The 12,723-nt window shown below is 72.1% G+C and carries 11 protein-coding genes and 1 riboswitch; of the genes, 7 read left to right on the top strand and 4 right to left on the bottom strand.

Annotated features, from left to right (window positions below):
• Window positions 1–16: 16 nt before the first annotated feature.
• Window positions 17–673 carry an SDR family oxidoreductase gene (locus ABZS37_RS16830; protein WP_355169853.1) on the bottom strand — a complete coding sequence of 219 codons (657 nt, stop codon included), beginning with the start codon at window positions 671–673 and terminating at the stop codon, window positions 17–19.
• 108 nt (window positions 674–781) lie between these two features.
• Between ABZS37_RS16830 and ABZS37_RS16825 the strand changes: the two genes are divergently transcribed.
• The 3 genes from ABZS37_RS16825 to gcvP all read left to right on the top strand — a co-directional run bounded on the left by ABZS37_RS16825 (window position 782) and on the right by gcvP (window position 5,878).
• Window positions 782–1,849: a MerR family transcriptional regulator gene (locus ABZS37_RS16825; protein ID WP_355169851.1), complete on the top strand. Its 1,068-nt coding sequence runs from the start codon at window positions 782–784 to the stop codon at window positions 1,847–1,849.
• 97 nt (window positions 1,850–1,946) lie between these two features.
• Window positions 1,947–2,804 carry an NAD-dependent protein deacetylase gene (locus ABZS37_RS16820; RefSeq protein WP_355169849.1) on the top strand — a complete coding sequence of 286 codons (858 nt, stop codon included), beginning with the start codon at window positions 1,947–1,949 and terminating at the stop codon, window positions 2,802–2,804.
• 83 nt (window positions 2,805–2,887) lie between these two features.
• Window positions 2,888–2,986: riboswitch (glycine riboswitch) on the top strand.
• Window positions 2,987–3,055: 69 nt separating this feature from the next.
• A complete protein-coding gene (gene gcvP / locus ABZS37_RS16815) occupies window positions 3,056–5,878 on the top strand; it encodes an aminomethyl-transferring glycine dehydrogenase (protein ID WP_355169847.1) in 2,823 nt (940 codons plus the stop codon).
• A gap of 150 nt (window positions 5,879–6,028) precedes the next feature.
• On the opposite strand, the gene ABZS37_RS16810 is transcribed toward gcvP, so the two are convergent.
• Window positions 6,029–6,229, bottom strand: a complete 201-nt coding sequence (locus ABZS37_RS16810) for a DUF5999 family protein (RefSeq protein WP_007460326.1) — start codon at window positions 6,227–6,229, stop codon at window positions 6,029–6,031.
• Between the two features lie 96 nt (window positions 6,230–6,325).
• Between ABZS37_RS16810 and ABZS37_RS16805 the strand changes: the two genes are divergently transcribed.
• Together ABZS37_RS16805 and ABZS37_RS16800 are read left to right on the top strand one after the other, a co-directional pair.
• The gene (locus ABZS37_RS16805) at window positions 6,326–7,549 is read left to right on the top strand and encodes a chorismate-binding protein (protein ID WP_355169949.1); all 1,224 of its coding nucleotides are present in this window, start codon (window positions 6,326–6,328) and stop codon (window positions 7,547–7,549) included.
• Between the two features lie 31 nt (window positions 7,550–7,580).
• Window positions 7,581–8,090 (top strand): peptide deformylase, encoded by a 510-nt coding sequence (locus ABZS37_RS16800; RefSeq protein WP_355169845.1) that lies wholly within the window; start codon window positions 7,581–7,583, stop codon window positions 8,088–8,090.
• A 4-nt stretch (window positions 8,091–8,094) separates the two neighbouring features.
• Here ABZS37_RS16800 and ABZS37_RS16795 read toward each other — a convergent pair whose 3' ends face one another.
• Both ABZS37_RS16795 and ABZS37_RS16790 read right to left on the bottom strand, forming a co-directional pair.
• The gene (locus tag ABZS37_RS16795; RefSeq protein WP_355169843.1) at window positions 8,095–8,448 is read right to left on the bottom strand and encodes a GNAT family N-acetyltransferase; all 354 of its coding nucleotides are present in this window, start codon (window positions 8,446–8,448) and stop codon (window positions 8,095–8,097) included.
• Between the two features lie 230 nt (window positions 8,449–8,678).
• Complete coding sequence (locus ABZS37_RS16790) at window positions 8,679–9,452, bottom strand: TSUP family transporter (protein WP_355169841.1); 774 nt, start codon at window positions 9,450–9,452, stop codon at window positions 8,679–8,681.
• Between the two features lie 183 nt (window positions 9,453–9,635).
• On the opposite strand from ABZS37_RS16790, the gene ABZS37_RS16785 reads away from it, so the two are divergent.
• On the top strand, window positions 9,636–10,415 hold the full coding sequence (locus ABZS37_RS16785) for an endonuclease/exonuclease/phosphatase family protein (protein ID WP_355169839.1): 780 nt from the start codon (window positions 9,636–9,638) through the stop codon (window positions 10,413–10,415).
• A gap of 188 nt (window positions 10,416–10,603) precedes the next feature.
• The gene (locus ABZS37_RS16780; RefSeq protein WP_355169837.1) at window positions 10,604–12,712 is read left to right on the top strand and encodes a M14 family zinc carboxypeptidase; all 2,109 of its coding nucleotides are present in this window, start codon (window positions 10,604–10,606) and stop codon (window positions 12,710–12,712) included.
• Window positions 12,713–12,723 lie beyond the last annotated feature (11 nt).

The following is a 12,723-nucleotide window of genomic DNA, read 5'->3' as shown; positions in this document are numbered from 1 at the left end:
CGGCGCGACGGGTTCGTCAGGTGGTGACGGCCTGGATGGCGTCGGCGATGGGTGTGGGCCCGCCGACGAGTTCCAGGGTCGTGCCAGCGGTGCGTGGTTCGTCGAGCAGCGCGGCGAGGACGTGGGCGACGTCGGCGCGGCTGATCGCGCCGTTCCCGGCGTGTCGGGTGAGGGTGACCCGTCCGGTGGGTTCGTCGTCGGTGAGCCGTCCGGGTCGTAGCACCGTCCAGGCCAGGTCTCGGCCGTGCAGGTCCTCTTCAGCGGCCCGTTTCGCACGCAGGTACGCCGCCCACACGTCGTCGGTGCCGGCGGCGGGTGGGTCGTCCACGCCCATCGAGGAGACCAGCAGGTAACGGTGGACACCAGCGCGGATGGCGGCGTCGGCGAGCAGCGCGGCAGCGCCCCGGTCGACGGTGTCCTTGCGGGCGGCGCTGCTGCCGGGACCGGCACCCGCGGCGAAGATCACCGCGTCGGCGTCGTCGAGGTGCGCGGCGACCTGGGTGACGTCGGCGTGTTCCAGGTCGCAGACGACGGGTGTGGCGCCAGCGGCGCGCAGTGTCGCGGCCTGTTCGGGGTTGCGGATCAGGCCGACGGCGGTGTCCCCGCGCCCGGCGAGGTGCCGCTGCAGCAGTAGGGCGATCTTGCCGTGGCCTCCGGCGATGACAACACGCATGAGCCCAACCTACCGGGGATGTCGGCTGAGGCCCTTGACCTTGACCTTCGGGTAACCCCCAGCCTGGGGTGTGCCGGTCGCCGCGACCGGCACGAGGAGGATGTCGACGTGGGGTTGCTGACCATCGGGGCGTTCGCCGAGGCGGCGAGACTGACGCCGAAGGCGTTGCGCCTGTACGACCAGGTGGGGCTCCTGCGACCGGCCGCGGTCGACCCCGAGTCGGGATATCGGCTCTACGACCCGGCCCAGCTGCCGTTGGCCCGGCTGGTCGCGCAGCTTCGTCGCATCGGCATGCCACTGGCGACGATCCGCGTCGTCTGTGGCCTGGAGTCGGCGGCCGCGGCTGAGGCGATCACCGCGTACTGGCGGCAGGTCACCGCCGACACCGCGGCTCGCGCCCGGCTCGCCACCGTCCTCGTGGACCACCTGTCCGAAGGGAGCACCACCATGTCTGCACCGAAACCCACCGTTGCCGTCCGCTTCGCCACCGGCTGTGACACCGGGTTCGTGCGCGACAGCAACGAGGACGCCGTGTACGCCAGCGAGCGGTTGCTCGCCGTCGCGGACGGCATGCGGGGACCCGGCGGCGCTGCCGCCAGCGCTGCCGCGATCGACGCCCTCAGGCCGTCCGAACTCGCCGACGCGCCGGCCGCCGACCTGCTGACGATGCTCGCCGGTGCGGTCACCGACGCCGACCGTGCCGTGCGGGGGCTGGCGACCGACGATCACCAGCCGGTCACCACGCTGACCGCGCTGCTGCGCAGCGGCTCCCAACTGGCACTGGTGCACATCGGTGACACCCGGGCCTACCTCCTGCGCGACGGTGAGCTGTCCCTGCTCACCCAGGACCACACCTGGGTGCAGGCCCAGGTGGATCAGGGCAGGCTCGACCGCGACCGGGCCGCCGCGCATCCTCAGCGCGCGATGCTGGTACGTGCCCTCGGCGCCGGTCCGCAGGTCGAGGCGGATCTCGCGTTGCGCACCGCCCTGCCCGGAGATCGGTACCTGCTGTGCTCCGACGGGTTGTCCGCCGTCGTCGACCGTGCCGATCTGTGGTTGACGCTGAAGGCGGCAACCGATCCCGAGGACACGGTGCGCGGGCTGATCGATCTGGCTCAGGCCGAAGGGGCGCCGGACAACATCGCCTGCGTCGTCGCCGACCTCGTCGCGGTGTAGACGTCGCGGTTCCTCCCGCCGACGCCACCCGGCCCGGCTTGGTCGCCCATCCTGGCGGGGTTCGGCGTCGGCGGGTGCGTTGAGGCAGCATGGAGGGGTGACGGAGAGCTTCGACGCGTTGGCCTCGCTGGTGGCCGGTGGTGGGGTGGTGGTGCTCAGCGGTGCGGGCCTGTCCACCGAGTCGGGTATCCCGGATTACCGGGGGCCCAGCGGGGTGGCCCGCCGGCACACTCCGATGACCTTCCAGGCGTTCACCCGGGATCCTCTCGCCCGGCGGCGCTACTGGGCGCGTAGCCACCTGGGGTGGCGGTTGATCGCCGGTGCGGCGCCGAACGCCGGGCACCGGGCGGTGGCCGGGTTGCAACACGCCGGCCTGGTCGACGCGGTGATCACCCAGAACGTCGACGGCCTGCACGGTGCGGCCGGCAGCACGTCGGTGATCGAGTTGCATGGTCGTCTGGACGAGGTGACCTGCCTGGACTGCGGCAACCTGACGTCGCGGGAGGAGTTGGACCGGCGGCTGCGTGAGGCCAACCCGGACTTCGTGGCCCAGGTCTTCGCGGTGAACCCGGACGGTGATGTGGATCTCCCTGACGAGCAGGTGGCCGCGTTCCGGCCGGTGGACTGCGGGATCTGTGGCACCGGGATGTTGAAACCGGACGTGGTGTTCTTCGGTGAGACGGTGCCGCCGCAGCGGGTGGCGAGCTGCTTCGCGGCCGTGGAGCAGGCCCGGTCGTTGCTGGTGCTCGGGTCGTCGTTGACGGTGATGTCGGGGCGACGTTTCGTGATTCGGGCGGCGAAACGGGGCATCCCGGTGGCGATCGTCAACCAGGGGCCGACCCGTGGCGACGGGAACGCCACCGTGTGCGTCGACGCGCCGCTGGGTGCCCTGTTGCCGGAGCTGGCAGCGCGGGTCGCCGGTGACGCGGCGACGGCCACACCGGTCGGGGTGTGACGGGTTGAATCGCGGGGTGCGCACGGGCCCGGGGTAGGACATCTGTCGGTAACACCGGCGCTGGTAGCGTTGACCATGCCGGTAACACCCACGTGGGAGAGACCGCCCAACAGCACGCAGGGCGGCGCCGAAGGGGCAAATCCTCCCCGGAACCTCTCAGGCAAAAGGACCTCGTGGGCAGGCACTGTGGAGTGCCTGCGGGCGCGACAGAGGGGGAGGCCGATCCGTCGACCTCGCCCGGGAGTGCCCCCATGACCGTAGAGCAGTTCGCCACCCGTCACATCGGTCCCGGCCCGGACGATGAGCGCCGGATGTTGGAGGTCGTCGGGCACGGCTCGATCGACGAGCTGATGGACGCCGCGATCCCCGAGGTGATCCGTTGGCACGGCACCCTCGACCTGCCGGACCCGGCCACCGAGGCCGAGACGATCGCCGAGCTGCGGGCCCTCGCCGCGCGCAACACCGTCGCCGTGTCGATGATCGGCCTGGGTTACCACGGCACGCACACCCCGGCGGTGATCCGCCGCAACGTGCTGGAGGACCCGGCCTGGTACACGGCGTACACGCCGTACCAGCCCGAGATCAGCCAGGGCCGCCTCGAAGCGCTGCTGAACTTCCAGACCATGGTCACCGACCTGACCGGCCTGGCCACCGCGAACGCCTCCATGCTCGACGAGGGCACCGCCGCGGCGGAGGCGATGACCCTGGCCCGCCGGGCCTCCAAGAGCAAGAGCAGCGTGTACGTGGTGGACGCCGACGCGCTGCCGCAGACCATCGCGGTGATCACCAGTCGGGCCGAGCCGCTCGGCATCGACGTGCGGGTCCTCGACGTCGAGCGTGACGAGTTGCCGGGCGAGTTCTTCGGCCTGCACCTGCAGTACCCGGGTGCGTCGGGGACGGTCCGCGACCACGCGGCGCTGGTCGAGGCGGCGCACACCGTCGGCGCCCTGGTGACCGTCGCGGCGGACCTGCTGGCATTGACGCTGCTGCGCGCACCGGGGGAGATCGGCGCGGACATCGCCGCCGGCACCACCCAGCGTTTCGGCGTACCCATGGGCTTCGGTGGGCCGCACGCCGGTTACCTGGCGGTGCGCTCGGGCCTGGAGCGGATGCTGCCCGGGCGTCTCGTCGGGGTGTCGCGCGACGCGGACGGCAACCCGGCCTACCGGTTGGCGTTGCAGACCCGTGAGCAGCACATCCGGCGGGAGAAGGCGACCAGCAACATCTGCACCGCGCAGGTGCTGCTCGCGGTGATGGCCGGCATGTACGCCGTCTACCACGGCCCGGACGGGCTGCGGGACATCGCGACGCGTACCCATGGCATGGCGGCGCGGCTCGCGGCCGGGCTGCGCGCCGGTGGCGTGGACGTCGCGGACGTCGCGTTCTTCGACACCGTCACCGCGAGCGTGCCGGGACGGGCGGCGCAGGTCGTCGCCGCGGCCGTCGAGCGTGGGGTGAACCTGCGGCTGGTCGACGCCGACCGGGTGGGTGTGTCCTGCGACGAGACGACCACCGTGGCGCACCTGGCGGCGGTGTGGGCGGCGTTCGGTGTGCCGACCTTCGACGGCGCCGTCGACCCGGCCCTGCCGGTCGACCTGGCCCGCACGACTGACTTCCTGACCCACCCGGTGTTCCGCAGCCACCACTCGGAGACGGCGATGCTGCGTTACCTGCGCCGGCTGTCGGACTTCGACTACGCCCTGGACCGGGGCATGATCCCGCTCGGGTCGTGCACGATGAAGCTCAACGCGACCACCGAGATGGAGCCGATCAGCTGGGCGGAGTTCGCGCACATCCACCCGTTCGCCCCGGACGCGCAGACCGCCGGGTACCGGGAGCTGATCGGTCAGCTGGAGTCGTGGCTGGCCGAGGTGACCGGCTACGACGCGGTCAGTGTGCAGCCCAACGCCGGCTCCCAGGGTGAGCTGGCCGGGCTGCTGGCCATCCGGGCGTTCCACCACAGCCGCGGCGAGGCGCACCGCGACGTGTGCCTGATCCCGTCGTCGGCGCACGGCACCAACGCGGCCTCAGCGGTGATGGCCGGCATGCGGGTCGTCGTGGTGGCCTGCGACGACGACGGCAACGTCGACCTGGTCGACCTCGACGCGAAGATCGACAAGCACCGGGGCGCGCTCGCCGCGATCATGGTGACGTACCCGTCGACGCACGGGGTGTACGAGACGGGCATCGCGTCGCTGTGCGCGAAGGTCCACGACGCCGGCGGGCAGGTGTACGTCGACGGGGCGAACCTCAACGCCCTGGTCGGGTTCGCGAAGCCGGGCAAGTTCGGCGCGGACGTGTCGCACCTGAACCTGCACAAGACGTTCTGCATTCCGCACGGCGGCGGCGGCCCGGGTGTCGGTCCGGTGGCGGTGCGGGCACACCTGGCGCCGTTCCTGCCCGGTGACCCGTTGGGCGCGCACGTCGACGCCACGCCGGCGATCTCGGCGGCGAAGTACGGGTCGGCGGGCATCCTGCCGATCCCGTGGGCGTACCTGCGGATGATGGGCGCGTCCGGGCTGACCCGGGCGACCGGCGTGGCGGTCCTCGCCGCGAACTATGTGGCGGCGCGACTGCGGGGGCACTTCCCGGTGCTGTACGCCGGCAACAAGGGCCTGGTCGCGCACGAGTGCATCCTCGACCTGCGGCCGCTGACGAAGGCGACCGGGGTGAGCGTGGACGACGTGGCGAAGCGGCTGATCGACTACGGCTTCCACGCGCCGACGATGTCGTTCCCGGTGGCGGGGACGCTCATGGTGGAGCCGACCGAGAGTGAGGACCTGGCCGAGCTGGACCGGTTCTGTGACGCGATGATCGCGATCCGGGCGGAGATCGAGCAGGTCGGGTCGGGGCAGTGGTCGGCGGAGGACAACCCCCTGGCCAACGCGCCGCACACCGCGTCGATGGTCAGCGGTGACGAGTGGCCGCACCCGTACCCGCGGTCGGTGGGCGCATACCCGGCCGGGGTGGACCGGGCCGGGAAGTACTGGCCGCCGGTGCGGCGCGTCGACGGCGCGTACGGCGACCGGAATCTGGTCTGCTCGTGCCCGTCGCCGGAGGCGTTCGAGGACTGACAACGCCGGAGGCGTTCCAGGACTGGCGACGGGCGAGCCGGGGCGGGCCGTGTGGCCGCCCCGGCAGCCGCTGCGACCTGGGCGGGGACGTCCCTTACCGGGGGACTAGCCTGGGTCGACGGCGGCTATTCGGTGACGCTGGGTGGTCAATCAGGCCACGAGGGCGTGGCGGGCGGGGCCGCGGTGCGGTGCGATGCTGCTGCCGTCGGGGAGCAGCTCGCCGGTGTCCTCGAAGACGATGACACCGTTGCAGAGCAGGCTCCAGCCCTGCTCACGGAAGCAGGCGAGGACTCGTGCGGCTTCCCGGTCGGTGGCTTCAGCGGAGGGGCAGGTCGGTTGGTGCTGGCACATCGGGTTCTCCGGACTGTGGGGGCACTGTGTCATGGTTCACATGACCAGTGACGCACAGTACCAAGCGAAAGTGTCCAGCATCGAGCAGGTGCCCGCCTGGTGCACGGGAAATCCACTGAACGGATGAGGAAGATCGGACCGTACGGCGTGGAAACGCTCCCACAGGTGGTGGTCGATGTACCCGCGGCACCGGTCGCGTGTCGAGGCGCGCTCACCGAACGCGCCCGCCTGCAGTGGCGCCGAGGCGACGGCGGCGACCCCGCGGCTCTCGCTGAGGAGTTCCTCGCCGCGCACGGACTGCCCCTGCACGACCTGACCCGACCCGCCACGACGCACTCGGACGCCGGGGCCTGCGGCGCGGCGCTCTACCTGTCCGCCGCCGCCGGGGCGCTGCTGGCCGGCGCACCCACCCCGGCACCCGAGCCCGCACCGGCCCTACCCGACCTCGCCGTGGTCATCTACGAGCACGGCACCACCATCCGACCCGCACCGCCCAGCTCGCCGCCCGCCTGGTGGCTCGGCCCGTGGACCGAGAGCTGGACCCCCCGCCAACACGCCGCCGCCATCGAGGCGGTCCGCACCGCCATCGGCCGCGGCGACGTCTACCAGACCAACATCGTCGGACACGCCGCCGCCCGCTACACCGGCGACCCGCTGCCCGCCCTGAGCCGCCTCGGCGCGCTCCCCGGCGCCCGCTACGGCGGCGTCCTCACCGGCGACGGGTGGGCGATCGGCTGCGCCTCCCCGGAAACCCTCGTCGAGGTCACCGACGGGCACCTCATCACCCGACCCATCAAGGGCACCCGCCCCGCCACCGCCGCCGGCCGCGCCGAACTTCTCGCCAGCGCCAAGGAACGCGCCGAACACATCATGATCGTCGACCTGGAACGCAACGACCTCGCCCGCATCGCCCGCACCGGCACCGTCGAAGTCGACGACCTGTTCGCCGTCCGCCGCTGGTGCGACCTGTGGCAGGCCGAGTCGACCGTGCGCGCCGCCGCCGCCGACGGCCTCGGCCTCGCCGACCTGCTGCGCGCCACCTGCCCCGGCGGCTCCGTCACCGGCGCGCCGAAACTCGCCGCCCTGACCCAGATCAGCGCCCTCGAACCCGTCGGCCGGGGCGCCGGCATGGGCGCGCTGGGCTGGGTCGCCCCCGGCCGCGTCGACCTCGGCCTGACCATCCGCACCGCCGCCGCCGACGGCGAGAAGCTGCACACCTGGGCCGGCGGCGGCATCACCTGGGACAGCGACGCATGCGCCGAGGTCGCCGAAGCCGCCGCGAAGACCACCCCGATCCGCGCCACCCTGGCCGGGCGCTGAACCCGCCGCCACCGGCGATACGCTGACCCGCATGACCATGCGGCCCATCCGGATCATCGGCGACCCCGTCCTGCGCACCCGATGCGAGCCGGTCACCACCTTCGACGCCGAGCTGCGCGCCCTGGTCACCGACCTGATGGACACTCTGCTCGGCGCCCCCGGCCGCGCCGGTGTCGCCGCACCGCAGATCGGCGTCAGCGCCCAGGTGTTCGTCTACGAGGCCGACGGGCACCGCGGCCACCTCATCAACCCCACCCTCGAGCTGTCCGACGAGCTTCAGGACGACGAGGAGGGCTGCCTGTCCATCCCCGGCCTGTACTTCCCGACCGCACGGGCCCTGCACGCCACCGCCCACGGCGTCGACCAGCACGGCGAGCCGTTGACCATCGCCGGCAGCGGGTTCCTCGCCCGCGCCCTGCAACACGAAACCGACCACCTGCTCGGCACGCTCTACGTCGACACCCTGCGCGGCGACATCCGCCGCCGCGCCCTACGCGAGATCCGCGCCGGCCGCTTCGACTCACCCAGCCGCCGCCGCTGACGCGCTACCGGGCCGTCAGCGTCCACTCGTCGTAGTCGGCGACCCGGGTGAAACCCACCCGCTCGTACAGGCGCACCGCCGCGGCGTTGTCCGCCTTCACGTTCAACGTCACGTGCGTGACGCTCGCCCGCAGTCGCACGCACAACGCCGCCACCACCGCCGCGCCCAACCCCCGCCCCCGCCAACGCGGATGCGTCGTGACATTGCCCAGGGCCGCCACCCGGTACGCCGGCGAGAACACGTGCACCCCGGCCACCGCGACCAGCTCGCCGCCCTCGCGTACCCCCAGGTACTGCCCGGTGTCGAGCATCCGCGCGTCGAACCAGTTGTCGGGGTACGCCTGCGCGTACAGGTTCACGCAGCCGCGGCAGGTCCGCCGGCCCGAGCAGCACACCCACCGCCGCCAGCCGGACCGGGTCCGTCAACGCCATCCGATGGTGCCGGCCACCGGGATCCAACCGGAACGACCCGGCCAGGGCGTCGGTCAGCCCGGGGGAGAGGTGCGCGTAGAGCCGGGCGGGCAGCACCGGATCACGCCCGCCAGCAACCGCGCCAGGACCGCCCGGTCGTGCTCCGCAACCGCCGCCATCAGCGGGCCACCCACTGGTCGTGACCGAGCTTCGCGACCAACGCCACGACCACCACCAGCAGCACCACCCGCACGAACCCCGACCCGCGACGCAACGCCATCCGCGCCCCCACCACCGCACCGGCGACGTTGCACACCGCCATCGCGGCACCCAGCAACCACCACACGTGCCCGGTCACCCCGAACACCACCAACGCACCCAGATTCGTACCCGCGTTGACGACCTTCGCCATCGCCGAGCCGTGCACGAAGTCCGCGCCCATCAGCGCGGTGAACGCCAAAACCAGGAACGTGCCCGTGCCCGGCCCGATCAACCCGTCGTACAGGGCGATACCCACCCCGGCCAGCGCGATCACCGCCGCCACACGCACCGGGGTCCGCCGCTGCGGCACCGCCACCACACCCAGCCGGGGGCGCAGCAACACGAACACCGCCACCGCCACCAACACGACCAACACCACCGGCCGGTACGCCGACGCCGGCACCGCCCCGGCGAGCGCGGCACCCACGCCCGCGCTGAACACCGCCAGCCCCGCCGCCGGCCCCGCCACCCGCCAGTCGACCTTGGTCCGCCGGGCGTACGTCGCCGCCGCCGTCGCCGTACCGAAGATCGCGGCCAACTTGTTGGTGCCCAGCGCGGTGGCCACCGGCAACCCCGGGGCGGCCACCAGCAACGCCGGCAGCAGCAACAACCCACCACCGCCGACCACGGCGTCGACCCACCCGGCCATCGCGGCGGCGGCCAGCAGGGTACTCAGCGTTACGGCGTCCACGGCCGGCAATTCTCCCCACCCGACGCGCCTGACCGGCACCCGAGTGGCCAGCCTCACCCGATCACCGACCCCGCGTACGCCGCAACCACACCCCCAACGCGCCGACCGCCACGAACACCAGCACGGAGCACAGCAACACCTTCACCACCCGGCAACCATGCCACGGCGACGTAGGGTGCAGGGGTGCGCCTGGCCACCTTCAACCTGCTGCACGGACGATCCCTCACCGACGGGCTCGTCGACTCCGACCGATTCGCCGCCGCCGTACGCGCCCTCGACGCCGACGTGCTCGCCCTGCAGGAGGTCGACCGCGACCAACACCGCAGCGGCAACCTCGACCTCACCGCCATCGCCGCACACGCCCTCGGCGCACCCCACCACCGCTTCGCCGCCGCCGTCGTCGGCACCCCCGGCGAACAGTTCCGCCCGCTGCGCCACGACGACGACGGGCACGGCGAACCCTGCTACGGCATCGGGCTGATCAGCCGCCACCCCGTCCGCAGCTGGCACGTCACCCGACTCAAGCCCGCCCCCGTCCGGTCACCGGTCTACGTGCCCGGCCCCCGCGGCGGCCTCATCCTGCTGCACGACGAACCCCGCGCCGTACTCGCCGCCGTCCTGGACACCCCGCACGGCCCGCTCACCGTCGCCGCGACCCACCTGTCCTTCGTACCCGGCTGGAACGCCCGCCAACTACGCCAGACCGTCCGCGCCCTCCGCGCGCTGCCCGCCCCCCGCGTCCTGCTCGGTGACCTCAACCTGCCCGCCGGCCCAGCCCGGCTCATCTCCGGCTGGCACCCCCTGGGCCGTCGCCCCACCTACCCCTCCGGGCAGCCCCGCGTCCAACTCGACCACATCCTCGCCGACCGGCACGCCCTCGAGCAGCTCCCACCCGTACGGGCCGTCACCGCGCCGCGGTCCACCATCTCCGACCACCGCCCCCTGCTGGTCGACCTCGGCTGAAAGTCGCCCCCGAAAGCCGCCATCGTCGGTCACGAATGTCTCGGGTGGCCTCACCCACACCACCACCGCACAACAGCGCCCGGGGGAGGGCGGCCCCGAGTCGCAAGATTCCCTCAAGATCATTGCATCGACGATCTCCGACAACCATGCTGGGCGGGTCGCGCCACGATCAACCAGTCGGAGGCCACATGAGACGTCAGCGACCCACCCTCATTGCCGTATCCACCCTCATCGCTCTCACCCTCACCATCGCACCCAGCCCCGCCAACGCCCAGAACGCCGCGGAACCCAACCAGGTCGCCAACCTCACCGTCCGCCAGGCCGACGGGTACGCCACCCTCGCCTGGCAGCCGGTCGACGGCGCCACCGACTACCAGATCGAACGCACCGCGGTCGACGCCGACGGCACCCCCACCGGCGCACCGACCATCGTCGGCATCTGGCGCCCCAACCGCCAGATCAACCAACAGTCACCCACCTTCGCCGACTCCGGATTCAACCCCGGAGACACGTTCCAGTGGCGGGTACGCGCACGAGCCGGCACCACCGAACAGCCCTACTCCGAGCCGATCGTCGCCACCACCACCGCACCCTGGGGCAACCCCGCAACCCCCGGCGAGCAACTGCGCACCCAGTGGGAGACCGCCCACGCCGCGCAGTACACCAGCGACACCGACGAGTACGCCTACACCGCCGCCATCGACGCCCTCAGCGACCGGGTCCGCGTCGTCGAGCTCGGCCGCACCGTCCAGAACCGACCCGTCAACATGATGGTCATCGGCTACCCCACCCCGGCCACCACCCCGGAGGCCGTCGCCGCCACCGCACCCGTGGCCATCAACTGCAACGTGCATGGCAACGAACCGGGTGACCGCGAAGCCTGCCTCATCATGGCCCGGCAACTCGCCTTCAGCACCGACCCCCGGGTCACCGACCTGCTCAGCCGCACCACCGTCCTGATCGTCCCCACCATCAACGGTGACGGCCGGGCCGCCAACACCCGCGGCAACTCCACCGGGCAGGACCTCAACCGCGACTACTCGCTCATCCGCCAGCCCGAGACCGCCGCGTACATCAAGATGGTCCGCGACTACCGACCCGTCGCCGGCTACGACGGCCACGAGTTCGGCAACTCCCGCGCCGGCGACCTGCCGATGCTGCCGCCCCGCCACCAGAACGTCGCCCAACCCATCTTCGACCAGTCCCAGGACATGATCGAAGGCCACATGTACGCCAAGGGCGCCGAAGCCGGCTGGTGGGCCTGCCCCTACGGCTGCGAAGGCGGCGGCAACGTCGGCCTCAGCGAGGAAACCATCCTGCGCAACACCCTCGGGCTCAAGAACGTCGCCAACTCCCTGCTGGAACTGCGCAGCTCCGGCGGACAGACCCGACCCGACGAGGGCAACACCGCCAACAACCGGCGCCGCAAGACCTACTCGGCCCTTTGGACCTTCCAGCAGTTCCTCGACTACCACCGGGCCGACCGCGGCGACATCCTCAACGCCCGCGCCGAGTCGATCGAAATCCAGGCCGCCAACACCGGCCGCCTCGTCTTCCGCGGCTCCCGACCCATCCCCGCCCACCCCGCCCCGCACCCCGGCGACAGCCCGCCGCCGCTCGACGCCCCCCGCGCCGACCTCATCCTCGACAACGCCCCGTGCGCCTACAAACTCACCGACGAGCAGTACAACGGCGCACGCACCGACGGCCCAGGCGGCGTCGGCACCACCGTGGCGCAGCGCATCGCCGCACACGGCTGGAAGGTCATCAAGACCGCCGACGGCTACTACGTCCCCCTCAACCAGCCCGAACGCGGCCTGATCCCGCTGCTCCTCGACACGAAGGGCGTGGAGAAGCTGACCGACGGCGAACGCATCTACCCGACCCTCACCGGCCGACGCAACGGACCACTGACCGTCTCCGGCTTCACCTGCGCCGCCGACGCCACCATCAACGGCCCGGTCACCGTCCGGACGGGCGCGGCACTCGTCGCGACCGGAACCACCATCAGTGGCCCCGTCAGCGCCACCAGCGCCGCCGGCGTCATGCTCGCCGACAGCACCATCAACGGCCCCGTCCAGATCACGAAGACCACCAACACGGTCTCCCTCATCGACGTCTCGATCGCCGGCCCGGTCAGCCTGTCCGGCAACACCACCGGCACCGACGCACCACTGCTGGCCGGCAACACCATCCGCGGCCCGCTCAGCTGCACCGGCAACAGCCCCGCCCCGATCAACCTGGGCGTCGCCAACACCGTGCACGGTCCGCGTACCACCCAGTGCGCGGCACTGTAACCACCAGCTAG

This window comes from Micromonospora sp. NPDC005413 (assembly GCF_040606435.1).
GTDB lineage: Bacteria > Actinomycetota > Actinomycetes > Mycobacteriales > Micromonosporaceae > Micromonospora.
The sequence above is the reverse complement of the archived record's forward strand: the minus strand, read 5'-3'. Positions and strand labels throughout refer to the sequence as shown.

Excerpts from the sequence above, each read along its gene's own strand:
- ABZS37_RS16810 (WP_007460326.1), bottom strand. The coding sequence starts at position 6,229 with ATGTGCCAGCACCAACCGACCTGCCCCTCCGCTGAAGCCACCGACCGG.
- ABZS37_RS16780 (WP_355169837.1), top strand. The coding sequence starts at position 10,604 with ATGAGACGTCAGCGACCCACCCTCATTGCCGTATCCACCCTCATCGCT.
- ABZS37_RS16830 (WP_355169853.1), bottom strand. The coding sequence starts at position 673 with ATGCGTGTTGTCATCGCCGGAGGCCACGGCAAGATCGCCCTACTGCTG.
- ABZS37_RS16800 (WP_355169845.1), top strand. The coding sequence starts at position 7,581 with ATGACCATGCGGCCCATCCGGATCATCGGCGACCCCGTCCTGCGCACC.
- gcvP (WP_355169847.1), top strand. The coding sequence starts at position 3,056 with ATGACCGTAGAGCAGTTCGCCACCCGTCACATCGGTCCCGGCCCGGAC.